The organism is Methanobrevibacter sp. V74 (genome assembly GCF_963082495.1).
Lineage (GTDB): Archaea > Methanobacteriota > Methanobacteria > Methanobacteriales > Methanobacteriaceae > Methanocatella.
This window is the reverse complement of record NZ_CAUJAN010000001.1, coordinates 144,848-167,297: the sequence shown is the minus strand read 5'-3', so window position 1 is coordinate 167,297 and position 22,450 is coordinate 144,848. Positions and strand designations below refer to the sequence as shown.

Here is a 22,450-nt window from a genome sequence, read left to right as displayed (position 1 = left end):
TTTAATAATATGTTTTTCTATGCTTTGATGTGAGATTTCGATGTTGTGTTGATTTTTTAAGTCAAATCGTATTTTGTGGAGCCCTGCACCATAAAATTTGATATAAATTTTCAATACAATCAACAACCGGTAATGTAATATTAGAATTAGGATAAACAAGTGAGGATAAAATCAGTATAAAAAAAACTTTGCCGCATTTTTTTGCATTTATATTTTTGAATAGTGCACATTTGTTCTCCAATTCTTAAAAAAAGATTAGTTTCCTTTCGTAAGTTCCATTTTTAACAGCATCTTTTGATTTACAACTTGGATAAAATACTAATTCTATTTTTCAAAAATAAGTTTTTCCTCTTTTTTTCCAGTCTAATATAGATTATCAGCAATATTTTTCACAACCAAATCGAGAAAGATCATCATATTGGCGGAATTCAGAAAAAACTCTGGAATAAAATCGGAAAGTTTATATTCTTTTAACTCCATACATTCATATGGAGCTTTAATATTGTTATTGGACATATTAATATTTAAGTTCCACCTTATATATTAATTTTACTACTTTTAAATTAAAAATAAAGAAAAAATTAAACGAAAAAATTTCGTGGCTCAAAAAATAGTAAAAATTCAAATCACACAAGTTTTTGAAAGAGACTGACCTTGTTGAAATCCTAATTTAAAATTTTCACTACTCTGTCGATGTTGTAAACTGCTGTTTTGAGTCTTGTTTCTTTGTTTTGTTGTCTTGTTTTTTTGCTTTTGTTTGTTCCTGAGAATTTTCTTTTAATTACGCTGAATACGCTTTCTACGTTGTTTCTTCCTGAATATATTTTTTTATCGAAGGTTTTTATGCTTAGTCTTATGTACCATCCGTGTTTGAAGTTGGATTTGAGTGGTATTTGGTCTGATGCTTTTATTTCTTCGTTTATGCATTCTCTTATTTTGTTGTCATCGTAAGCTTTGTCTGCTATTATGTATTTGATATTATATTTTTTTAAGCTTCTTATTGATGCTATTTCGAATTTTGTATCGTGTTTTGGGCCTTTTAGTGCTTGTGAGTAAAGGATTATTCTTGTATCTACTTCAATTGCAATATGGCATTTTGTGTAGCTTTTTCGTTTTTTGCCCCTTATTTGTGCATAATATTTGTCTGTGTAGTCATTGGTGAATCCTGTACCATCAAGAGCAAGTGTTGTGGGTTTAATTTCTAAATGTTGAATTATTTGTTCTGTTATTCTTTCAAACATGTTTGTTGGCATTCTTTTAAAGAATTTCTGTATTGTTGAGTAATCTGGAGCCTTTTTAATCTTGAGATATTTTCTTAATGCGTCTGAAAAGGATATAAAATCCATTATTTAGCGATAAGTTATTTTTAAGTAAATCTTTAAAGCAATGATTGTGAATAATGCTGGTTGAGAGTATAATTTCTTAGAATATTTGCACGAATATTTGTTTAAAACAATTTTAGCATAACTATAACAATATTCAATGAATTTTATCAATTCATTATGCTTAATATCACTTTTACATGCGTTTTTATATTTTTTGAAAAATTTTTTTGTCTGCTTTTTAAAGCAAAAATCCAAAAGACTTTTATGCTCTGAAAACCTAAGTATACTTGGAGAATGTGTATTTTTCTGATTCATAATAATATATATTCTACATTTAACTATAAATAACTTACTAATGTTTATTTTTAAAAAATACTCAGTAATATTTCAAGTATAAAAAAATAAAAAGAATTATATGCTAAAACAAGAAAAACACGAATTTAACATCATAAAAAACAAAGTCGATGTGAAATTTCAAGTGTAAAATATAGGATTTCAACAAAGTCTATTTTATTCCAGTACTATCAAGTTAAGGTTTTCAGATTTTTAAAATCCCTGGCTTTTGCTTGTTTTACAATTTTTATTCCAATTTTTATCTTTATCTCTTTCTGCATTTATTTGTGCAAGTATTTTCGTTGCTACAAGTTCTTTTGAGCCGATTTCCATTATTTCTTTTATTACTTGTTGTATTTCGTCTTGGTTGTTTGTTAGGAGTCTTGGTAGTTGGTCTTTGATTTCTCCGATGAGTGTGTTGATATTGGAGTGGTATTTGTAGGCGTATTTTGCTGTTTCTTTTGGTTTTCTTGTTATTTTTTTAGTTCTGCATAGTTTTTTATTCCTATTAGTAGGTTTAGTAGGAATATGTGGCTGTAGAAGTCTTGTTCTATTATGGTTAGTCTTCTTCCACTGAATTTTTCAATGTATAATTTGTTTTTTTTAAACATGTCATAATCGGTTTCTACTTTCCATCTTTCACCATTATTAATATGCTTTAATTCTTCGGATGTTGCGATTTCTTTTGGTAAAATTGGTTAAATAGTATTTTCTGTTTCTCCAGTTTTTAATTTTACTTTAATTAATTCTGAACTTGAATACCTTTTTTTGTTTTCGGGTGTTCGCCAAAAGTAATTTTTTTAATGCAAATTTTTCTTTGTTTTTGAATTGAAGTAGTTTTAATCAGTTTCAAAAATTAATTTTAGATTTTTGGCGGACACCCTTTCTTGCAATTTTTTTTAGTTCTTCGTCGTGGAAATTTTTTTTATTTTTGCATTATTACAAGCTTATATCCTAATATTATCATGATTTTTTTCTCCATGCCCATTTTTTTGTTGTCTTTTTTTTGAATGTAGAGTGTTGGCAGAAATTATTGAGATTTAAATATTATTTAATTTTTAACCTATTTTCCTATTTTTATTAAACTTTGTTCAATTTTAATTCGTGAAAATTTTTTTCCATAAATTCATACTTTTTTTTATATTGGCCTTGTAATTATGGGTATTTTAATCTAATTATTTGTAAAAATTATTAATATTTAATTTTAATATTTTATTACTTATTATTCTAGCTATAAGTTATTTAAATCTATTTATATTAGAAATAACTAATATATAATTAGTTATAGTTAATTCTATAATTGTTTAATTTAATATAGGAGTTTTTGATTGATATGATTTTGGATAACTATATTTTGAGCGAAAAAAGTAGGGAAATTGAAGAAATGGAAGATGAATTTCAACTTATGTATCTTGCATCAACAATCGTTGATGGTGCGTTTAATTTCTTTAAAATCAAACGAAAAATTTCCAATGTTGGAAAACCACCTTTTGACCTCAAAGATATGATAAAACTAATTTTTTATGGATATATTAATAAAATAACAAGCACTGTGGAGTTAGCTTATAATGCAAAGTACAATTATTTGTATAATTTAATTTCACATTTTATAGAACCAAGTGACAGAACAATACGAGATTATTGTAAGTATTTTTCAACAAATTTACCAATTAATTATGAGTTTTATTCTGATTGTGGCAAATAGAATTGGATTAACTGATTTTGAACATATTGCAATTGATGGAACAATAAAAAAAATGCTTACAATTCTTCATTCAATATAATCAAAGAAAAAAGATATTATTTTATTAATAAAGCATTATTTGGTCGAAGAATTAACAAAAGATGAAATTAAAAAGCTTAGAAGAACCGTACGAAAATTTTTAGATGATAAATCAAAATCAGATAAAGAAAAAGTTGAAATTCTTTTTTTATTGGTGGCAGTTGTTGGACTATTCTGGACAGGTATCGTTAGCTTTGAATGATCATGATGCTCGACTGATGAAAGTTAAAGATAATGGACAAAAGTATCCTAAATTTTCATTTAATATTCAATTGGGAACTGATACGAAATCGAAGTTAATATGTGGAGTTAATGCAGTTCAAAATCCTACGGATCATTATCAAATTCCTGCATTAATGAATCAAATCCTCGTTAATCTAAAATTACAACCCACAAAAATTAGCGCGGATACAATCTATTCAACACTAGCAAATTTACAATATCTCGAGGAATTAGGTATAACTGCTTTAATTCCAACAAAACAGTAAAATAGAGAGAATTCAGGTAATCTACCTGACAATCCATTTGCTATAGATTATTTTGTTTTTGATGAATATAAAAATGTTTTTATTTGTCCCAATAATGAAGAATTAACTCTTGATGGAGCATATCCTGCCCCACAAAAAAAAGGAGGAGGAAATAAAATCAAATTAGTCTATTCAAACTACCTAGCCTGCAAAAATTACAAATATAAAGTGAAATGCTATACAACCAACCATAGAGCAATAACAAGGTACGTCCACGAAGTTACATACAAAGTTGAAAGATTAATGTCTACTAAAGATAGAATAAAAGACTATAAATTACGTTCAAAGACTGTAGAAGCACATAACGGAACTTTCAAAAGAATTTACAACTATGATTATCTTCCAATAGTTGGTTTAAAAAGAGTACAAAACCAAATGTTCACAATCGTAGCATCATACAACCTAATAAGATTGTTTAATCTTATTAAAGAGAATAAAATGGATTTACATTCAGTCATTAGTGCAATAAAGTTCATATCACTAACTTAAAAAAATATTGAAAAAAGCTAAAGGATAAAATGAAAAATGTTCAAAATCTAATAATTTCTGCCAACACTCATGTACTTGTTTTTCCACGGATTAAATAGTATGAATTCAAATGTTTTTCTGTTTTTAACATGATTTCTGTGGAATATATAGTAATCTATCAATAGCATGTGATTACTATATATTCATATTAATTTTGTTTTTTTTTACATCATCTAAGTGTCTTAATGCTAAATGTTATTTCATTTACGGTTTGATTTTTCAATTATTGATTGATATTACAAAGTCCATTTTTGTATCGACTGTGCAAGAGATTCTTGCATTTGCAGCAAATGTTTCAACTTCATTATTTGGTGGAACTCCCATTTCTTCACGTGCTTGTGGATGATCAGGAATTTCAACATAGGATCCATCTGTTGCCAAAAAAACATGAAAATCCTTTAAAAGTTTCCATTTCTTCTAGTATTTACTGAATGTTTTCTCCTGAATTATTCAAAACAAATAACAGATGACGCAAATAAAATTAATATTGTTGAAAATTCTGTAAGAGGTGAAGTAAGTACTAAAGGAACCTTTGAAACCAGAAGAAAAAGAATTTATGGAACTACAAATGGTTATCAAATCGTAGAGTTATTAGGTTCTGAGGTATCATCACGCCAAGCAGGTAAAAGTGGTATTATAATATTTGGAAATAAATTTGCAAAACAAAAAGCTGAAACTTTAATTAATAGATACTGGAAATCTTCTCAAAATTTAAAATACATAGGTGAAATTTTTGGAAATATTTTAGAAGAAATTTCTCAAAAAACACCATCAATTGGTCGACATTTTGATGTGTTAATTAAAAGCCCAAATTTTGATGAAAATGAAGCTCAAAACATCTAATGTCACAGTAGATCACGATATCAAAGTTTTAACTAAATTTAGAAAAAAATTAACCGAAGAACTAATTCAACAAAATTTAGCTATTGAAATGGCAAGTAATATTATTAATAAAGGTGAAATTGGAAAAGTTGTCTTAATAGACGGAAATATGATTCAAGTTGAACTTAATGATAAAACACGAGCAATGAATGGTGATTGGAAACAATTAGCAGGTCCTAGTGAAAATGTTTTAATGTTTAGTGATAATGATGATAAACTTGGAGATAAAGTTATAATTGATAATGAAATTTTATGTCTTAAAAAAAATAAATCTCCTTTAAGTTGTGATATAATTTTATGCTCGTTGTAGGAGGTTTAAATGAAACTTACATTTTTAGGCAGTGGGGGGGTGGAAGATTTTCTGCTATCTCTCAGCGTAGAATGACTGGTGGGTTTAGAATTGATAATTTAGCTGGTAAAAATTATCATGTTGATTCAGGTCCAAGAGCTCTTATTAGAACTTATCAATTTGGATTAGATCCTAGAAATATTAATGGAGTTTTTGTTTCTCATGCACACACAGACCATTATAATGATGCAGAAATCCTCATTGAAGCCATAACTAAAGGAATGACTAAAAGAACAGGAACTATTGTTGGAAGTCCTAGTGTTCTTGGAGGATATCAAAAATGGGGTTCTTGCATATCTAAATATCATCAAAGCATGTCTGATAAACTTATTTTAAAACCTGATGAAGTAAATAAATTAGATGGATTTACTATAAATGTACTAAAACACGCCATGGAGACCTTGCAGGTGTTGGCTTTCAAATTGATTATAAAGGATTTAAAATATCTTATACATCAGATACTGCTTATTTTGATGAATTATCTGATTATCATAAAGGTTCAGATATTTTAATCACTAGTGTTTTAAGACCAGGCATTAAATCAATTAATGGCCATATATGCACACTAAATTTCATTGATTTAATAAATGAAGTAAAACCCAAAGTAGCTATTATGACACATTTGGGCCTTAAAATGTTAGCATTGAATCCAGTAACTGAAGCTAAAAAAGTTAATAAAGAAACAGGCGTTAAAACATTAGCTGCATTTGATGGAATGTCTTTAAATACTAATTATAATAATCCAAGAAAACTTAAAATGACTTCTCTTAAAGATGTTAATTCTAATGCTCATGGTAGTAATAAAACATTATTTAAAAATGAGTGAAAAAACACATTTCAAGCAGTAATAGATAATAGGGAATTTGATGAGTTAAAAATTGGAAAAACCATAAGTAAATAGATTTTCTATTATATTGACTTATTAAAATCTAAATTTGTTGGATGTATAAAACCAGAGCGAATCATATGATCTGCAAGGACAATGGCTGTTGAAGATTCAACTACAATACACACTCTTGGGCAAATACAAGGGTCATGTCTTCCTTTTATCTCTATTTTTTTATTTTCCATTGAATCAAAATCAATCGAATTTTGACATTTAGAGATAGATATAGGTTTAATAGCTATTTTTGATATTATTGGCATTCCATTACTCATTCCACCAATTATTCCACCAGAATTATTAGATTTAATATTTATTTTATCATTAACTATTTCATATTCGTCGTTAATTTCACTTGCACAATGATTAGCTACATCAAATCCACAACCAATCTCAACACCTTTAACAGATCCAATATTCATTAAAATTCTTGATAAATCTCCATCAAGTCTTCTAAATATAGGTTCTCCTAATCCCACAAGAACACCACAGGCAATAGTTTTAACAACACCACCAACTGAATCTCCTTCAGCTTTTTTAGCTAAAATTAACTCTTCCATTTCTTTTGCAGCTTTTAGGTCTCCGCAACGAACAGGATTTTTTTCAACATTCTCTTTTATATTATTAAAATCATTTTCACAACCGATAATATTTCCAACTTGCTTAACATGAGATATTATTTCAATATTTTGTGTTTTTAAGAGTTTTTTAGCCACTGCTCCTCCAATTACATGACCAATAGTTACGCGACCACTTCCAGCATAATCATAATTGCCATATTTCATCATCCAAGCAAAGTCGCCATGGGAAGGGCGAGGTGTCTTTTCAAAATCAGAATAATCTTTTGAGTGATGGTTTTCATTAAAAACAATTCCTGCAATTGGTGTTCCATCTGTTTTCCATTTGAACATACCTGATAAAATATCTACTTTATCAAATTCTTTTCTAGGGGTTGAAACACTATTATTTCCAGGCTTTTTTTTATCAAGTTCTTTTTGAATGTCTCTAACACTTAATTCGAGGTTTGCAGGACAGCCATCAATAATAGCTCCAATAGCTTTTCCATGACTTGATCCAAATGTTGTTATTGAGAAAACTTTTCCAATACGATTTGTCATTTTAATCATCATTAATGAATATGTGATGTTTAAATGGTGATGTTTTTAATTTTTTCTACATATTATAAGCATCGTAAGCTGCATATAGTGCATATATTAAATATATAATACTTCCAATTGATCCTAAACCGTAGTTTAACACAGCACACAATATAATTGCAACTACAAACATTATTGCTCCTTTTTTAGTTTCTCCTTGAATTATTTGACCAATTCCAGGTAAGAAAAAGGAAATAATTGCAGCAACTATTGAACTAACCATTGTACGTACCTCCATTAAGTTAATTAATAGTTCTTTTGTAATTAATCTAATATAAATCTTTATATTTTATGACCTTGGGCTCTTTCAAAAACTTGTGTGATTTTTTTCTTTTTCATTTTTTATGTTCCAATAATTTAGTTAGGATGAATCTTGTTAAAAGTTCTTGTTTTATCTTCATTGTTCTTTTTATATGTTTTGAAAATACTTTTTGGAGGATGTTTTCGATTTTATTGTTTGTTGATGGAATATTTGTGTTTTCAAGGTGGTTTGTTAATTTTTTAAAGTTGGGAATGATGAATTTCCATAGTATTTTGTATTGTGAAGTTGTTTGGAGGGTATTTTTTTATCAATTAACATGTCACGTAGTTTTTTTAGCATCATTGAGTGTTTCTGCATCCAATATTTTTATAAATGTCTTGTTTTAATTCTGTTAAGATTTCTTTTTCTTCATCTGTTAGTTGGTTTTTATTAAAATAGTCTTTAAATCTTTTGTTTATGTTTTGTTTCACGTGAAATTTGCAGAAATGATGTTTTACTTTTAGTTTATCTATTGCTTCTCGATATTCATGTTTTAAGTCATGTTCATATTGATATTTTCTTTTGATTTCTTAGTGATTCGTTTAAGAATTGATAAATGGTCTTGGAATCTTCTGATTCGACTAATTTGACTGAAACTAAAGTATTCAGTTTAACGTCGAATAATGCTAAAAATATAATATCCAAATCCCATTAATTTTAACCCAAAGACTGTCGAATAAATAATAAACCTTAAATAAGTCCAATTTTGATAGTTAAATTGATAATTTGAGTTTAATAATATGTTTTCTATGCTTTGATGTGAGATTTCGATGTTGTGTTGATTTTTTAAGTCAAATCGTATTTTGTGGGAGCCCTGCACCATAAAATTTGATATAAATTTTCAATACACTCAATAACAGGCAATGTAATATTAGAATTAGGATAAACAAGTGAAGATAAAATCAGTATATAAAAAAACTTTGCCGCATTTTTTTGCATTTATATTTTTGAATAGTACAAATTTGTTCTCCAATTCTTAAAAAAAGATTAGTTTCCTTTCGTAAGTTCCATTTTTAACAGCATCTTTTGATTTACAACTTGGATAAAATACTAATTCTATTTTTCAAAAATAAGTTTTTTCCTCTTTTTTTCCAGTCTAATATAGATTATCAGCAATATTTTTCACAACCAAATCGAGAAAGATCATCATATTGGCGGAATTCAGAAAAAACTCTGGAATAAAATCGGAAAGTTTATATTCTTTTAACTCCATACATTCATATGAAGCTTTAATATTCTTATTAGACATATTAATATTTAAGTTCCACCTTATATATTAATTTTACTACTTTTAAATTAAAAATAAAGAAAAAATAGAACGAAAAAATTTCGTGGCTCAAAAAATAGTAAAAATTCAAATCACACAAGTTTTTGAAAGAGACCTTCATTCCTAGAAACTTCAGATGAAACCTTTTATTAAACTTGTAGAAACACTCATTTTAAATACTTGGATTCTTCTGTAAATAAATGATTATCTGAATAAAACAAGTTAAAAATCAATATTCATCTAAAAATTTTAACATGGTTTCTACAAGGTTGAAAAATAACAATGACAAATAATATTAAACACTTAAAACATAGTATATCACATTATTAAATTAATGAAGGTAATGAAATATGTCAAAACCTGTTGTTGCAATAACAAGACCAAAAGACAGAGCTCAAAAAGCCTGCGAAATTGTTGAAAGATTAGGTGGTGAGGCAATTCTTGCTCCAACACTTGATTTAAAACCGGTGAACACACGATCCCTAAAAGATTTTGTTGCAAAAAAAGATGAATTTGATTGGATTGTATTTACTTCACCAACAACAATAGTTTCACTCAACAAGTTCTACCCGGATTTTATCAAATCCATAACTTGCAAATTGGCAGCCATTGGAAATAAAACCGGAAAACTACTTGAAAAACAAGGTTTAACTATTGATTTAATACCTGCTGACTTTACCGCAGAAGGCCTTATTGACGAGTTTAAAAAACATGGAATAACCGGCAAAGTTATTGGAATTCCAAGAACTGCATCAGCAAGGCCGGTTTTACCTGAAGAGCTGGAAAAACTTGGAAATGAAGTTATTTTAGCTGAAGCATATAAATCCCTATTTCCAATGGACAGTAAAGCAGTCAAGGATTTGATTTCAAAAATCGAAAATAAAAAAATCGATGCAATAACATTTACAAGTCCATTGACTGTTGAGAATTTCTTTGAAATCGTTGAAGATAAGGAAAAAATAGCCAAATTTTTGTCTGACAATTTAATAACCGTTTCAATTGGTCCGATTACAGCAAAAGTTTTAGAAAAATATAATGTTGCCTACATTTACCCCGACACATACACAGTTCCGGATATGATGGAATTATTATTCGAAAAATTAAAGGAGCAATGAAGAATGGATGATTACAAATATGTGATTGTTGGTGCTGGACTTTCTGGTTTAACACTTGCTGAGAGAATTGCAAATGAATTAGACGAACAGGTATTAGTCATTGAAAAAAGAAACCATATTGGAGGCAACGTATATGATTTCTACAAAGACGACATTCTAATTCAAAAATACGGCCCCCACATTTACCATACCAATCATAAAGACGTTCATGATTATTTATCACAATTTACCAAATGGATAGACTACGAACACAAGGTTTTAAGCTATGTTGATGGAAAACTAGTTCCAATGCCCATTTGCATAGATACATTAAATGCACTTTACGACCTTGATTTGGATGAAGAATCTATGAAAAAATGGATTGACGAACATAAAGAAGATATTGATGAGATAAAATCCTCACAGGATGTTGTCTTAAAAAATGCCGGTCGTGACATTTATGAAAAACTATTTAAAAACTACACTGAAAAGCAATGGGGAACATCTGCCGCCAATTTAAGTCCAAGTGTTATTTCAAGGATTCCTTTTAGATTTAATCATGACACACGATATTTTGAAGATACCTATCAGGGAATGCCAAAGGAAGGATTTACCCAAATGTGTAAAAACATGATTAAATCAGATGAAATCCATGTTGGCCTAAACTCAGACTATAAAGATTATATCCACAAGATCAATTACAGCACCTTAATCTATACCGGCCCAATTGATTACTTTTATGATTACAAATATGGAGAATTATTATATCGCTGCTTAAACTTCGTATATGATATACTGGACCAAGATTCTTATCAGGAAACAGGCGTTGTTAACTATCCAAACGATCCCTACTTTACAAGGATTACTGAATTTAAAAAGCTAACTCAACAAAAGGTTGATGGGAAAACAGCCATTATGAAAGAATATCCCGGATTTAACGGTGAGAAATGTTACCCTTATCCTACAAAAGAGTATTTGGACAAGTTTAAATTATACGAAGCGGAAATGGAAAAAGAAGAAAATGTGATTTTTGCAGGTAGACTTGCAAAATATAAATATTATAATATGGATTTAGTGGTTAAAGATGCACTAGATCTCTTTGAAAATCAAATTAAATAGGTGAAAATATGATAACTGTTTGGCCACAATATTTAAATAAGAATTTAACCCTTAAAGAAGGTCGAAAAATCGCCAAAGTAGATGCTGTAAAAGAACCTACACTCAATGACATCGAAAGAGCATTGAAAAGACTTGGATTAACCCACACTATTCAAAAAGAGTTTTCATATCCTGGAAAATGGTATGAAAAATCTGGAAGAGCCCTTGTTGAATGGGACAAAACCAAACTGGAACTTATTCGTGAAGTTAGTTTAGAGATTAAAAAAATGAGAAACTGATTATTATGCAAATACCACAATTAATGTCTGAACAGTACAGAGAAGCTAAAAAAATCATCCAATCAAGTGAGGACATTAAAGTTTATTCCCATATTGACTGTGATGGAATTTGTTCAGGCGCAATATTATCAACCATACTAGACAGACTGAACAAGAACCATGAAATTGAATTTGTAAATCTAGACGTGCTGGACAACATTGACTTAGACCATGATTTAACAATATTTTCAGATTTAGGTTCTGGCCAATTAATAGATACAAATGCAAAGAAGAGTCAGAAAATAATTATTCTAGATCACCATCCTCCATTAAGAGACCTGGATTATAAAAACGGTAAAGACTACACTTATCTAGAAATTAATCCTATTCACCATGGAATTGACGGATCATATTATGTTTGTGGAGGAGGATTATGCTATTTCCTTTCAAAAGAATTTGGATATGATGATTTAAGTTGGATTGGAGTCCTATCTGCTATTGGAGATATGCAAAATACTCACAGCGGTCATTTTGAAGGATTGAACAAAATAATTCAGCAAGATGCAATTGATGGAGGATACCTTGAAGTCATTGAAAATGACATTAACATTTATGGAAGGAATACACGTCCGTTATTCGTCGCCCTATCTTATTTCAATGATGTTAAACTCCCCATAACCAACAATACTTCAGAAACAATGGCTATTTTAGAAGAACTTGGCATTGATGAGAAAAATAATAGAAAAACACTGAATGAACTCACAATGGAAGATAAGGGTAAACTTTACCAAAAACTTTCAGGAATGATAGCTAAAGAAGTCCCTGGGAATTATGTTAAATACATCTCACAATTGATTATTGGTGATTCGTACACATTTTTACAAGAATCCAAAGACAGTTTTCTAAGAGATGCTTCTGAATTTTCAACAGCAATGAATGCTTGTGGAAGAAACCATGAAGAAAAAATAGCAATGGAAGTGCTGAAAGGAGATAGAGTTGCAGCTTTAGACGAGCTTGAAGTCGTAAACCGCGACCATAGACACAATTTAGCCCAATCTATTGAACAAGTTGCTGAGGATGCAGACTCAAATATAGTTGAACTTGAAAACCTACAATACTTTGACGGCACAGGCATTAAACCGGAAATAGTTGGTACCATTACTGGAATGATACTGGGATATTGCAATTGGAAAAAGCCAATTATAGGATTTACTCAAACAGATGATGGAGGAATTAAAGTTTCACTTAGATGTTCAAGACTTTTATCATACGATGGAATTCACTTTGGAAATATTATACGTAATATTGCAAGTAAAGTTGGAGGAAGTGGTGGTGGACACTCCATGGCATGTGGTGCATATATACCTTTTGATAAAAAGTCTGAATTTATTAAACAATTCAACAATTCTCTTGAAGGCAAACTAACAAAATAGTATATATATTAGTAAAGATAAAAATAGTAATTAATCAACTTTAATTGAGGAATGAAAAATGATGAGAGCATTTAAAAAAAGAGGTGCGTTAACACATTTCCAAATATTAAGTGAAATTTCAAAACAAGACCCTCATCTCAAACAGAAAGATTTGGCTGAAAAGTTAGGGATCACTGTCCAAGCTGTTTCAGAAAATATTAAAACATTGATGGAATTAGGCTATATAACTTCAAAAGACGGTAGATCCCCATATAAAATTACCCAAGACGGTATTGACAAAGTTAAAAAAGATGCAATTAATTTAAGAAAATATTCGGATTCTGTTTTAGAAACTATGAATCATTATAAAACCATCTGGCCGGCAATAGCAAAAGAAAATCTTGATAAAGATGATATTGTTGGATTATTTATGGAAGATGGAGTTTTATATGCTCATAAAAAAGAAGAAAATGCAACAGGCGTAGTATTGGACGATGCAGAAGAAGGAATGGATGTTGCTTTAACTAATTTAACTGGAATAATTGACATGGGACTTGGTGAAGTTACTGTAATCAATGTTCCTACTATAAAAGATGGAGGATCTAAATCCTGTGATTTTGAACTCATTAAAAACATATATGAAAAAGGAACCAACACTGGTGAAAAAATAGATAGAATTGCCATTGCCGGCACTGTTTCACGTGCTGTTGCTTTAAAACTAGGCATGCCAATATCAATTGAATATGCTGCACCACAAGCAACTGCAAATGCTGCCCGTAAAGGTTTAAATGTCCTTGCAATTTGCGTTGGGGACATGAGCAAGGCATTTACTCGTGAACTTGAAAACCAAAAAATTAAATTTAATATTATTGATGGTGGAAAATAATTAATTTTCCCTAATCATCTTTAATAATGCGGCGGCCATATCAACACCGCTGCATTCCAACTCATTTTTAATTATTTTTAAATATTCATCTAAATTGCCCTCTTCAATCAGTGATTTTGCATTATTTAAAACTCGCTTGTTTTTAATGTATTCAATATCCTGAAAAGTTGGCAATTCTTTTTCTGTTATTTTAATGTTATTGTCCTTTTTAATCTTATTATACCTTTGAATTTCATCTTTTGAAACTAACATGAAAGCTAAACCACTTTTTCCAGCCCTTGCAGTTCTTCCAATACGATGAACATAATCGTCGCTGTTTTGAGGGACATCATAATTGATAACAGCACCAACATCAACAACATCCAAACCACGGGCAGCAACATCAGTTGCAACCAATATATTAATGTTGCCGTTTCTAAATTTATTCATAATTTTATCCCTAACCACTTGTTTCATGTCTCCATGAAGGCTATCCACATTGAAATCCTGTTTTCTCAAGTGTTTAGCTACAAAGTCAACACTCTTTTTAGTATTGCAGAAAATCAAAGCCAACCTGACATCATATGATTCAATCAATCTGGTCAATCCATCAAACTTATCTTTGATATTGCATTTAAATGCATATTGAGTTATTTTTGGAATATTTTTCTTTTTATTGGCAATTTTTATAAATTTAGGATTCTTTTGATAGCTTTTGCCAATTCTTATAACATCCTTTGGCATTGTTGCTGAGAAAAGTAAAGTTTGTCTTTGATGAGGAGTACTTTCTAAAATTGTCTCAATATCCTCTCTAAAACCCATATCCAACATTTCATCAGCTTCATCCAAAACAACACTTTCAACACCTATCAAATCAAGATTGCCTCTATCAATATGGTCAATTACACGACCCGGTGTTCCAACAACAATATGAACCCCTTTTTTAAGAACACGTGTTTGCTTGCCGATCGGTTGGCCTCCGTAAACCGCTAAAACTTTAAGTTTCCGGATATTATTTCCAACTTTTGCAATTTCCGATGCCACTTGCATACATAACTCCCTTGTTGGACATAAGATAATGGCCTGAGGCGATCTGTCTGGAATAAATATTTTTGAAAGTATAGGAATTGTAAAAGCTATAGTTTTACCTGAACCAGTTTGTGCCTGACCAGTTACATCAGTTCCTTTTAAAACTTCAGGTATTGACAATTTCTGAATTGGAGTTAGCCTTTCAAACCCCATATCATTTATTGCATCTTTAATTTCATCTGAAATATTTAAATCATCAAAATTCATCAGTATTAGTTATGAAAAACAAGTTATTTAATAATTTAGATTAATTTCGATTGAACAGATTTTTGAGGAAAATCGGATAAATACCCGAATATTTCATCATTATTATTCAAAATACCATGTTCACTTGTTCTTTTTTTAAAAATATTCATTAATTTATTATTATTGGGACTTAACAAATTATAATTATTGTCATATTTTGTGATGTATTTTTCTCTAAGGCTCGGAAAATGTTGATTTAATTTTTCATAAAAATATTTGCGATTTCCCTTTCTTAAAGTAAGTCCCATTTCAAAGCATACCACTCCATGAACATTATTATCAATGCAATAATCTAAAATAGAGTTTATATTTTCCTCAGTATCATTAATGAAAGGCAAAATTGGACATAGCCACACTACTGTTGGAATATCATTATCATTTAAAATTTTTAGGACATCAACACGTCTTGAAGTGTCGCAAACATTTGGCTCTAAAATACGGCACAACTCGTCATCAGAGGTTGTTAAGGTAATTTGAACAACGACTTTGGATTTTTCATTGATTTTTTTGAGCAAATCCAAATCCCTTAAAATCAGGTCCGACTTGGTAATGCATGTAAATCCAAATCCATATCTATCTATCAATTTCAATGCTTTTCTAGTAAATTTAATGTTTTTTTCAAGAGGAATGTATGGATCGCTCATGGAACCGCATCCAATCATGGATTTGGGACGTTTAATCAATTCCTTTTTAAGCAATTCTAGTGAATTTTCTTTAACTTCAATATCCTCAAATAAATGATTCATGCCGTAAATTTCGCTTCTAGAATCACAATATATGCAGCCATGACTACATCCCCTATAAAGATTCATCCCATTTTGACCGGACAATATACTTTTAGAATTTACATAATGCATGAAATTAATTTGAATTTCAATGTTAATTAATTTATACTAAAATTAACAAAAGAATAACTAAACATATAAATTTCCTCATAAGTTGAGTTAACAGCAAGGAGGAAGTGAAGAATGAATAAGAAAACAATATCCATTATCCTATTAATCATATCCATAATGACAACGATAGTGACCGTTGCAAACGTATTTATAGAAGACACAAGCACTCAAGAAAACCAAACTGGAACCTTAACAATAAACAGCAAAACAGTACACTATGAAAAAGTGGGAAAATGTCTTGAAGTTGTTGACGGAAACACGATTCAAGTTTATGGTGTCGGAAGGGTGCAACTAACACAAGTAAAAACACCGGAGGATGAACCGGGATTAAGTCAGGCAAAGAATTTTGTTAGTGACAATTGCCTTGGAAAAACCGTATATCTAAATATTGATGATGAACAGCCAAAAGACAGATATGGCCGCACATTAGCTATTGTATATACTGACAATATGGACATCAATAAAGAATTGCTGGACAATAATCTAGCAAAGGCCACTTATTTTAGTCCAAGTGAGTTTGAAAATGGAGAAGTATAGTCAAACAACCCTATCCAAACCCAAATAGATTTTGTTTTTCTTATATACCTTGTCTAAAATTTCATTCCATTCTTCAACAGTGATATGGCCTTTATTCGGTATTAAATTATCTAGTGATGCTTCAGTAACATTTAAAATATCTGCAAGAACATAAGATAAGGTTCTTCCGGTTAAGGACAATTCATAAGGATCATAACCAGTTACGGCCAAAACCCACACATTGTCCCTTGAAGAGCTATCATATTCCTTCCTGAGTGAATCATACCAGCTGGCTATTTGAGTATCCTCACAACCAATGCATTCACCGATTGAAATATAATAATCCTCACCGCTGAATTCGACAGAACCAATTGCCTTATCAATTTTTTCTCTAAGTTCCGGAGAATCAAGCTCTAAATCATATTCATTATTTGTTATTGTATCGGCCAAATAGTTTTCAAGTTCTTTTTTGTTTTTAAAATAACCTAAAGGTTCCAATCTATCCGGATTATAATCACATAAATCATAAATTAAATCCTCATCGACTTCAACGATTTCATATCCTTCAAGCTTATGAGATTTGTATTCTTTAAAATCTATACAATAATTCTCCAAATCCTCTTTGTTTAAATACCAAAGAACCTGAACTTTTTTAATCATAATACTGTCTCAAATTTATCTGTTATCATTTATCACGATAGTTTTTGTAATGTCGTTGAATAATCTATCAGTATGTAATATTTTACCAATCAGCCAGTCGAAAATTATTGGAATCCAGTAAATTTTAGTTAAATTACGTACAATAGCTTGCGGCCAAGAGATATCCGCACCATTTTTAGATTTAACCTGAAGATACATTATAGACTTGCCAATGCTTGCACCAGCTAATTTTTCACAAAGGACAAAGTAAACAAATATTCCAAAAGGCACCACATAAGGCAGATACTGATAAACCAAATGAACATTTTTCGGTCCCATAATTGAAAATATAAAGAAAGATAAAACCCCCATTAATGCTGAAACCACAATAAAATCAAAAATATATGAAATAACTCTTCTTGTAAACATAGTTGCCATTTTATCACCTTAACAAACTCTAGGAACTGGATCGGCTATTGGTGCTTCAAGAATTCTTTCGCCACCAATCGGAGTATTGACAACAACATAATTCCCTTCAACAACTTCACCAATTATTGCTGCATCCTCACCATATTTTTCGCCTTTAATGGCTTCAAGGACCGCTTCAGCCTTATCTGCTTTAACTCCCATAACTACTTTTCCTTCATTAGCTACTTCAAATGGATCAATGCCTAACATTTCAGATACAGCATGAACTGCCTCTTTTATTGGAATTGCTTCCTGTTCAAGGACAACCCCCACACCTGCCTTTGAAGCCATTTCATTAATGGCGTTTGCAAATCCGCCACGGGTAGGGTCTTTCATTGCTGTAACTCCACCAATCTCTAAAGCTTTTTTAATTATATTCCACATGGGAGCAACATCAGACTTCAACTCAGTTTCAAAACCAAAACCTTCCCTAAATGACATGAGACTCATTCCATGATCCCCCAAACTACCAGTGACAATAATTTTATCGCCAACTTCAAGACCAGAATCACGGACAACTTCACCTTTTTTAGCTATTCCAATGCCTGTAGTGACCATGACAATACCCTCAAGCTTACCCTGAGGCATTACTTTAGTATCGCCAGTTATTACAGCCACATCAACTTCCCGGCAAGCTTCATCTAAAGATTTCATGATTTTATCCAAATCTTCAATAGGAAAACCCTCTTGCATGATAATTGCATTGGAAATGGCTAATGGTTTAGCACCCATTACAGAAACATCGTTTATTGTTCCTGATGCTGAAATCCTACCAATATCTCCACCTGGGAAAAATAACGGATCAATTGTGTGTCCGTCTGTGGTAAAAATAATTTCATAATCTCCAACAGGTATTGATGCACCATCATCTAAGTCATCTAGACTAATTCCACCATTTACACTTTTTTTAGTGATATTATCTAGAACTGTGCCGGCTATTAAATTAGCCATCACTTCTCCGCCAGCACCATGATTCATATTGATTTTATCTTCTGACATTATATCTCCCAATTAAATAATTGACATGGAAATATATGTAAAAACAAGTATATAAATTTAAAAAGATAGTAAAAAAAGAGTATTTAAAGATAAAAATCTTTAAATTAAAATTCCGTTGATAACACCGTCTTGACCAGGTCTAGATGTAACTTTAGCATTGCCTTCAGGAGTTTCTACGATAGCACCTTTGGTAATGATGTTCCTTCTTACGTAGTTAGGGTTAGCTCTGTTTTCAATTACTCCTAAGACATCTGTAACTTTGGTTTTACCATCGGCATCTGTAACGTTGATTTTATTACCTGTAGCTAATCTGAGTTTTTCGTTTCCGCCACGGGTTCTGATTTTTCTTAATCTTTTTTCATCTACCCTAGTTTCAGCAGGATCTCTTCCTAATTCGGATTTCCTTTTTCCACGGTGTGCAACATTTCTTGCACCTGATGGACTTCTTGTTGATTTTCCTTGAGAAATTGCCATTATTTCACCTAATAAATATAATATATAATATAATAATCGCTGTCTGTAAGTCTCTTTTCAATTAAACCGTAAGCAAGAAAGATAACAGCCTAATTTTTGAGAGCAAAAAAGAGCCTTAAAGAATAATGATAATAAAATATTACTTCATCATCATATATAAATGTTTTATTTTTTTGGCTAAAAATAGAAGTTTTAATTAGAATTTTTTAAAATAAACTCATCAACTAACTTATCGAATTCTTTTTCAGACATGTTTTCATCAGATGCAGCATCAAGAATTTTTTGAATGTCATCATGTGAAACTTTATCGCCCAAAATATCTATTAATAAATTTCTTAAATCTTCATCATCAATATATGCTTGTCCATCTGAAGCAATACATTCGAATTTGTCTTCACCATCAAGAATATAATATGGAATTTCTTTTGCCATATAACTACTCCTCGCCATTATTCCGGAAATTCGTAATAAACAATCCCATATGGGTCATCATCAAAGTACCATTCATTCGGTTCATCAGGAAAATCGTCATCATCTAATAGTTCTGTTTCAATGAAATCTTCACCTTCAACCTGAATTACAATATTAACAGTTTCATCTAATTGTTCTATATCAATACCCAATTCATCTAAATCTATTTCTAATTCGCCATCTTTAACAGCTCCTTCAGGTACGACAATAACAATTTCATCTCCAGAGTTAATATCGATTTTTGGATCTTTCATTTATATCATCTCCTAACTTATATTACTATTAAATTTAAGTTATATTTAAAAGTTAATTAAAGATAAGCTATTTGAAAAACTTGAGTGATTTAGAAGCTATCAATCAGGTATTTAAATAGTGATTTCAGGTTGAAACGACTTAAACATTTTTAGGAGGTCATTTTCGGTTTCATCATCATTAGTATTTTCCATGTGTGTGGTCAAGCGTTTAAATAGGAAAATATACCAGATCTCATCACGATTATTTAATATTACTGACATATACAAATCCTGTGGCCATCTCCAAAAATAAAAAAAAGGAATAACCCGAAATAGGTTACAATTTAAAATCTTTCGCAAAACAATTATCTCCAACTTAAAAGTTGCTGTCCATCTCATAATTTATATTTGGAATGTCAAAGTTGTTTCTGCATATTGCTGAAAATATTTTTAAATTTTCAATAAACATCTTAAATGACAATGAAATATCATCACATTTAATATTTATCAATACGTCGGGACTTTCTAAAACTGATTTGGAAATGTTCAGGACTTTAGATGCATTTGGAATGAATATTGCTGAAGGCAAATTGAAATTGTTAATTCCCATGTAAATCCCATCAGATATTTCATAGTCCACATAGTATCCAGATTCTTCCTGAAGTTTTCCAACAAAAGTGTCGTTTTTTTCATCATAGCTTGAAATCAATCGTTTTTTCATAATATCAAACCTCACATATAGTATAATCAACATGACTTATAAAGAATGCCCTAGAGCATTTTAAAAGTATTAAAATAAATTTTTAAGGCCGATATTACCATATAAAAGCAATTAAATTGAAATTACTTTAAAAAATTGATTTAGAAAAGTATTATAACAACAAAAGATATATTAAAATTAAGGTGTCGAAATGGCTGTTGAAACAAAAGAACAATTAGAACTTGAAGCTGAAATTAAAGCACAAGCTCAAAAATTCTTAAAGTATCTTAACTCAAATCTTCCCGAAAGCATGGAGCTTGAATACGAAGGATTTTACAGAAGAGGATTCTTTGTAAGCAAAAAAAGATATGCTGTAATTGAAGATGGAGAAATTATAGCTAAGGGATTAGAGTTAGTTAGAAGAGATTGGGCGCCTATTGTAAAGAAAACCCAGGAATCTATTTTAATGGCCATTTTAAAAGAAGGGGATTCCAATAAAGCTATTGGTGAAGTTAAAAAAGTCTTAAAACGAATAAGAAAAGGTGAAGTTGATAAAAAAGAACTCATCATCCACACTCAAATAACCAAACCATTAAACCAATACAAGCAGATTGGTCCACATGTTGTTGCCGCTCAAAGAATTGAGGAACATGGAGTTAAAGTATCCCGCGGAACCATCATCCAATACATTATTGTGAAAGGAAAAGGAACCATCAGTCAAAGAGCAGTTCCATACGAGTACAGTGAAGGTTATGACTATGATAAAGAGTATTATATCAATAACCAGTTGATTCCAGCAGTTGAAAGGATTATGTATTCATTTGGATATAGTAAAAAAGACTTGCAGGACATGGCAAAAGGTGAAGTCCAGCAAAGCCTAGATGCATTTTTCTAAAAATTTAAATATTTCCAAGACAATAATTAAAATCATATGATTAAAAATGATGATGAACGTGTTGTATTTTTCGATGTAGACGGTACATTGCTTGACACTTCAGATTTTGCTGAAACTGCAAGAAAAGCAGCTATAGGATTGATGGTAGATAACGGTTTACCTCTTGATAAAGATGAAGCATATGGTGTTTTAAAAACAATTATCCGTGAAAAAGGATCCAATTATGGCAAACACTTTAATGTACTAACTCAAGTTGTTTTAGGCCATGAAGACCCTATGCTAGTTGCTCTTGGGATGGTTACATACCATAATGTTAAAATGGCATTGTTAAGGCCATTTCCAGAAACCATAGACACATTAATCTACCTTAAAAGTCAAGGATATCGTCTTGCAGTAATCTCTAATGGAATAACCATTAAGCAATGGGAAAAGCTAGTAAGGCTCAACATCCATTCATTTTTCGATGAGGTCATTACATCTGAAGAGGTTGGAAAAAACAAGCCAAACAAGTTAATTTACGATGTAGCACTTAGAAAAATGAAAGGCAACCCTGAAAAATCACTTATGATTGGAAACAAATTTAAAGAAGATGCACTTGGCGCCGTTAATGCTGGAATGAGTGCAATCCTTGTAAATTCCGATGTTACTGAAGATGACAGAGCCTACATTAAAAAAGAAAAACTAGATATAACCATAATAGATAATATTGGTGATGTAAACACAATCTTATAATCGCCAAATC

The 22,450-nt window shown here is 30.5% G+C and carries 29 protein-coding genes and 1 pseudogene; 15 read left to right on the top strand and 15 right to left on the bottom strand.

Annotated features, from left to right (window positions below; all coding sequences use genetic code 11):
• Positions 1 to 665: 665 nt before the first annotated feature.
• Positions 666 to 1,346, bottom strand: coding sequence for a transposase (locus Q9969_RS00970; protein WP_305553445.1), 681 nt, complete (start codon positions 1,344 to 1,346; stop codon positions 666 to 668).
• 1,666 nt (positions 1,347 to 3,012) lie between these two features.
• On the opposite strand from Q9969_RS00970, the gene Q9969_RS00965 reads away from it, so the two are divergent.
• The 4 genes from Q9969_RS00965 (at position 3,013) to Q9969_RS00950 (ending at position 4,457) form a co-directional block, all read left to right on the top strand.
• The gene (locus Q9969_RS00965; protein WP_305553442.1) at positions 3,013 to 3,363 is read left to right on the top strand and encodes a transposase; all 351 of its coding nucleotides are present in this window, start codon (positions 3,013 to 3,015) and stop codon (positions 3,361 to 3,363) included.
• Positions 3,364 to 3,481: 118 nt separating this feature from the next.
• Positions 3,482 to 3,643, top strand: coding sequence for a hypothetical protein (locus Q9969_RS00960; RefSeq protein WP_305554156.1), 162 nt, complete (start codon positions 3,482 to 3,484; stop codon positions 3,641 to 3,643).
• A complete protein-coding gene (locus tag Q9969_RS00955; protein WP_305554123.1) occupies positions 3,576 to 3,929 on the top strand; it encodes a transposase in 354 nt (117 codons plus the stop codon). The genes Q9969_RS00960 and Q9969_RS00955 overlap by 68 nt, the downstream gene beginning before the upstream one ends.
• Positions 3,930 to 3,971: 42 nt before the next feature.
• Complete coding sequence (locus tag Q9969_RS00950) at positions 3,972 to 4,457, top strand: transposase (RefSeq protein ID WP_342766050.1); 486 nt, start codon at positions 3,972 to 3,974, stop codon at positions 4,455 to 4,457.
• Between the two features lie 258 nt (positions 4,458 to 4,715).
• Here the strand turns inward: Q9969_RS00950 and Q9969_RS00945 are convergent, their stop codons facing one another.
• Complete coding sequence (locus tag Q9969_RS00945) at positions 4,716 to 4,877, bottom strand: hypothetical protein (RefSeq protein WP_305553439.1); 162 nt, start codon at positions 4,875 to 4,877, stop codon at positions 4,716 to 4,718.
• 60 nt (positions 4,878 to 4,937) lie between these two features.
• Here Q9969_RS00945 and Q9969_RS00940 point away from each other — a divergent pair, with 60 nt between their 5' ends.
• From Q9969_RS00940 to Q9969_RS00930, 3 genes and pseudogenes are all read left to right on the top strand, one after another.
• A complete protein-coding gene (locus Q9969_RS00940) occupies positions 4,938 to 5,339 on the top strand; it encodes a DUF2121 domain-containing protein (RefSeq protein ID WP_342766049.1) in 402 nt (133 codons plus the stop codon).
• Complete coding sequence (locus Q9969_RS00935; RefSeq protein ID WP_305553436.1) at positions 5,320 to 5,688, top strand: hypothetical protein; 369 nt, start codon at positions 5,320 to 5,322, stop codon at positions 5,686 to 5,688. Before Q9969_RS00940 ends, Q9969_RS00935 begins: the two co-directional genes overlap by 20 nt.
• A gap of 9 nt (positions 5,689 to 5,697) precedes the next feature.
• Positions 5,698 to 6,628 (top strand): annotated as a pseudogene (locus Q9969_RS00930) (MBL fold metallo-hydrolase).
• Between the two features lie 8 nt (positions 6,629 to 6,636).
• On the opposite strand, the gene aroC reads toward Q9969_RS00930, so the two are convergent.
• From aroC to Q9969_RS00915, 3 genes are all read right to left on the bottom strand, one after another.
• Positions 6,637 to 7,728 carry a chorismate synthase gene (gene aroC / locus Q9969_RS00925; protein ID WP_305553433.1) on the bottom strand — a complete coding sequence of 364 codons (1,092 nt, stop codon included), beginning with the start codon at positions 7,726 to 7,728 and terminating at the stop codon, positions 6,637 to 6,639.
• 55 nt (positions 7,729 to 7,783) lie between these two features.
• Entirely contained in the window at positions 7,784 to 7,990 is a 207-nt protein-coding gene (locus Q9969_RS00920; protein WP_305553429.1) for a hypothetical protein, read from the bottom strand.
• Between the two features lie 377 nt (positions 7,991 to 8,367).
• On the bottom strand, positions 8,368 to 8,499 hold the full coding sequence (locus tag Q9969_RS00915) for a hypothetical protein (RefSeq protein ID WP_305553426.1): 132 nt from the start codon (positions 8,497 to 8,499) through the stop codon (positions 8,368 to 8,370).
• 1,186 nt (positions 8,500 to 9,685) lie between these two features.
• Between Q9969_RS00915 and Q9969_RS00910 the strand changes: the two genes are divergently transcribed.
• The 5 genes from Q9969_RS00910 (at position 9,686) to Q9969_RS00890 (ending at position 14,103) form a co-directional block, all read left to right on the top strand.
• The gene (locus tag Q9969_RS00910; RefSeq protein WP_305553423.1) at positions 9,686 to 10,450 is read left to right on the top strand and encodes a uroporphyrinogen-III synthase; all 765 of its coding nucleotides are present in this window, start codon (positions 9,686 to 9,688) and stop codon (positions 10,448 to 10,450) included.
• 3 nt (positions 10,451 to 10,453) lie between these two features.
• Positions 10,454 to 11,548, top strand: coding sequence for a UDP-galactopyranose mutase (gene glf, locus Q9969_RS00905; RefSeq protein WP_305513445.1), 1,095 nt, complete (start codon positions 10,454 to 10,456; stop codon positions 11,546 to 11,548).
• 8 nt (positions 11,549 to 11,556) lie between these two features.
• Complete coding sequence (locus Q9969_RS00900; protein WP_305553420.1) at positions 11,557 to 11,826, top strand: signal recognition particle subunit SRP19/SEC65 family protein; 270 nt, start codon at positions 11,557 to 11,559, stop codon at positions 11,824 to 11,826.
• A 2-nt stretch (positions 11,827 to 11,828) separates the two neighbouring features.
• A complete protein-coding gene (recJ, locus tag Q9969_RS00895) occupies positions 11,829 to 13,238 on the top strand; it encodes a single-stranded-DNA-specific exonuclease RecJ (RefSeq protein WP_305554114.1) in 1,410 nt (469 codons plus the stop codon).
• 61 nt (positions 13,239 to 13,299) lie between these two features.
• Positions 13,300 to 14,103: a winged helix-turn-helix transcriptional regulator gene (locus Q9969_RS00890; protein ID WP_305513706.1), complete on the top strand. Its 804-nt coding sequence runs from the start codon at positions 13,300 to 13,302 to the stop codon at positions 14,101 to 14,103.
• On the opposite strand, the gene Q9969_RS00885 is transcribed toward Q9969_RS00890, so the two are convergent.
• On the bottom strand, positions 14,104 to 15,378 hold the full coding sequence (locus tag Q9969_RS00885; protein WP_305553417.1) for a DEAD/DEAH box helicase: 1,275 nt from the start codon (positions 15,376 to 15,378) through the stop codon (positions 14,104 to 14,106). It lies immediately after the preceding gene.
• Positions 15,379 to 15,413: 35 nt separating this feature from the next.
• Positions 15,414 to 16,274, bottom strand: a complete 861-nt coding sequence (locus tag Q9969_RS00880; RefSeq protein ID WP_305553414.1) for a radical SAM protein — start codon at positions 16,272 to 16,274, stop codon at positions 15,414 to 15,416.
• Positions 16,275 to 16,385: 111 nt separating this feature from the next.
• Between Q9969_RS00880 and Q9969_RS00875 the strand changes: the two genes are divergently transcribed.
• The gene (locus Q9969_RS00875) at positions 16,386 to 16,850 is read left to right on the top strand and encodes a thermonuclease family protein (protein WP_305553411.1); all 465 of its coding nucleotides are present in this window, start codon (positions 16,386 to 16,388) and stop codon (positions 16,848 to 16,850) included.
• On the opposite strand, the gene Q9969_RS00870 is transcribed toward Q9969_RS00875, so the two are convergent.
• The 8 genes from Q9969_RS00870 to Q9969_RS00835 all read right to left on the bottom strand — a co-directional run bounded on the left by Q9969_RS00870 (position 16,851) and on the right by Q9969_RS00835 (position 20,834).
• The gene (locus Q9969_RS00870) at positions 16,851 to 17,489 is read right to left on the bottom strand and encodes a hypothetical protein (protein WP_305513437.1); all 639 of its coding nucleotides are present in this window, start codon (positions 17,487 to 17,489) and stop codon (positions 16,851 to 16,853) included. It abuts the gene before it with no gap.
• 15 nt (positions 17,490 to 17,504) lie between these two features.
• Complete coding sequence (locus tag Q9969_RS00865) at positions 17,505 to 17,906, bottom strand: RDD family protein (protein WP_305513435.1); 402 nt, start codon at positions 17,904 to 17,906, stop codon at positions 17,505 to 17,507.
• Between the two features lie 9 nt (positions 17,907 to 17,915).
• Positions 17,916 to 18,935, bottom strand: a complete 1,020-nt coding sequence (gene hypE, locus Q9969_RS00860) for a hydrogenase expression/formation protein HypE (protein WP_305513433.1) — start codon at positions 18,933 to 18,935, stop codon at positions 17,916 to 17,918.
• A gap of 99 nt (positions 18,936 to 19,034) precedes the next feature.
• Positions 19,035 to 19,409: a 30S ribosomal protein S8e gene (locus tag Q9969_RS00855; RefSeq protein ID WP_305513432.1), complete on the bottom strand. Its 375-nt coding sequence runs from the start codon at positions 19,407 to 19,409 to the stop codon at positions 19,035 to 19,037.
• A 192-nt stretch (positions 19,410 to 19,601) separates the two neighbouring features.
• A complete protein-coding gene (locus Q9969_RS00850; RefSeq protein ID WP_305513430.1) occupies positions 19,602 to 19,841 on the bottom strand; it encodes a hypothetical protein in 240 nt (79 codons plus the stop codon).
• Positions 19,842 to 19,858: 17 nt separating this feature from the next.
• Positions 19,859 to 20,134, bottom strand: a complete 276-nt coding sequence (locus Q9969_RS00845; RefSeq protein ID WP_305553408.1) for a hypothetical protein — start codon at positions 20,132 to 20,134, stop codon at positions 19,859 to 19,861.
• Between the two features lie 111 nt (positions 20,135 to 20,245).
• The gene (locus Q9969_RS00840) at positions 20,246 to 20,395 is read right to left on the bottom strand and encodes a hypothetical protein (RefSeq protein WP_305553405.1); all 150 of its coding nucleotides are present in this window, start codon (positions 20,393 to 20,395) and stop codon (positions 20,246 to 20,248) included.
• A gap of 94 nt (positions 20,396 to 20,489) precedes the next feature.
• A complete protein-coding gene (locus Q9969_RS00835) occupies positions 20,490 to 20,834 on the bottom strand; it encodes a hypothetical protein (RefSeq protein WP_305553402.1) in 345 nt (114 codons plus the stop codon).
• Between the two features lie 190 nt (positions 20,835 to 21,024).
• On the opposite strand from Q9969_RS00835, the gene Q9969_RS00830 reads away from it, so the two are divergent.
• On the top strand, positions 21,025 to 21,708 hold the full coding sequence (locus tag Q9969_RS00830) for a DNA polymerase domain-containing protein (RefSeq protein ID WP_305553399.1): 684 nt from the start codon (positions 21,025 to 21,027) through the stop codon (positions 21,706 to 21,708).
• A gap of 36 nt (positions 21,709 to 21,744) precedes the next feature.
• Positions 21,745 to 22,440: a TIGR02253 family HAD-type hydrolase gene (locus Q9969_RS00825; protein ID WP_305553396.1), complete on the top strand. Its 696-nt coding sequence runs from the start codon at positions 21,745 to 21,747 to the stop codon at positions 22,438 to 22,440.
• Positions 22,441 to 22,450: the final 10 nt, after the last annotated feature.

Coding starts and splice junctions, on each gene's coding strand:
- glf (WP_305513445.1), top strand. CDS start 10,454: ATGGATGATTACAAATATGTGATTGTTGGTGCTGGACTTTCTGGTTTA.
- Q9969_RS00855 (WP_305513432.1), bottom strand. CDS start 19,409: ATGGCAATTTCTCAAGGAAAATCAACAAGAAGTCCATCAGGTGCAAGA.
- Q9969_RS00935 (WP_305553436.1), top strand. CDS start 5,320: ATGAAGCTCAAAACATCTAATGTCACAGTAGATCACGATATCAAAGTT.
- Q9969_RS00970 (WP_305553445.1), bottom strand. CDS start 1,346: ATGGATTTTATATCCTTTTCAGACGCATTAAGAAAATATCTCAAGATT.
- Q9969_RS00825 (WP_305553396.1), top strand. CDS start 21,745: ATGATTAAAAATGATGATGAACGTGTTGTATTTTTCGATGTAGACGGT.
- hypE (WP_305513433.1), bottom strand. CDS start 18,935: ATGTCAGAAGATAAAATCAATATGAATCATGGTGCTGGCGGAGAAGTG.
- Q9969_RS00850 (WP_305513430.1), bottom strand. CDS start 19,841: ATGGCAAAAGAAATTCCATATTATATTCTTGATGGTGAAGACAAATTC.
- Q9969_RS00865 (WP_305513435.1), bottom strand. CDS start 17,906: ATGGCAACTATGTTTACAAGAAGAGTTATTTCATATATTTTTGATTTT.
- Q9969_RS00890 (WP_305513706.1), top strand. CDS start 13,300: ATGAGAGCATTTAAAAAAAGAGGTGCGTTAACACATTTCCAAATATTA.
- Q9969_RS00920 (WP_305553429.1), bottom strand. CDS start 7,990: ATGGTTAGTTCAATAGTTGCTGCAATTATTTCCTTTTTCTTACCTGGA.
- Q9969_RS00900 (WP_305553420.1), top strand. CDS start 11,557: ATGATAACTGTTTGGCCACAATATTTAAATAAGAATTTAACCCTTAAA.
- Q9969_RS00830 (WP_305553399.1), top strand. CDS start 21,025: ATGGCTGTTGAAACAAAAGAACAATTAGAACTTGAAGCTGAAATTAAA.
- Q9969_RS00910 (WP_305553423.1), top strand. CDS start 9,686: ATGTCAAAACCTGTTGTTGCAATAACAAGACCAAAAGACAGAGCTCAA.
- Q9969_RS00835 (WP_305553402.1), bottom strand. CDS start 20,834: ATGAAAAAACGATTGATTTCAAGCTATGATGAAAAAAACGACACTTTT.
- Q9969_RS00840 (WP_305553405.1), bottom strand. CDS start 20,395: ATGTCAGTAATATTAAATAATCGTGATGAGATCTGGTATATTTTCCTA.
- Q9969_RS00880 (WP_305553414.1), bottom strand. CDS start 16,274: ATGCATTATGTAAATTCTAAAAGTATATTGTCCGGTCAAAATGGGATG.
- Q9969_RS00845 (WP_305553408.1), bottom strand. CDS start 20,134: ATGAAAGATCCAAAAATCGATATTAACTCTGGAGATGAAATTGTTATT.
- aroC (WP_305553433.1), bottom strand. CDS start 7,728: ATGACAAATCGTATTGGAAAAGTTTTCTCAATAACAACATTTGGATCA.
- Q9969_RS00870 (WP_305513437.1), bottom strand. CDS start 17,489: ATGATTAAAAAAGTTCAGGTTCTTTGGTATTTAAACAAAGAGGATTTG.
- Q9969_RS00875 (WP_305553411.1), top strand. CDS start 16,386: ATGAATAAGAAAACAATATCCATTATCCTATTAATCATATCCATAATG.
- Q9969_RS00885 (WP_305553417.1), bottom strand. CDS start 15,378: ATGAATTTTGATGATTTAAATATTTCAGATGAAATTAAAGATGCAATA.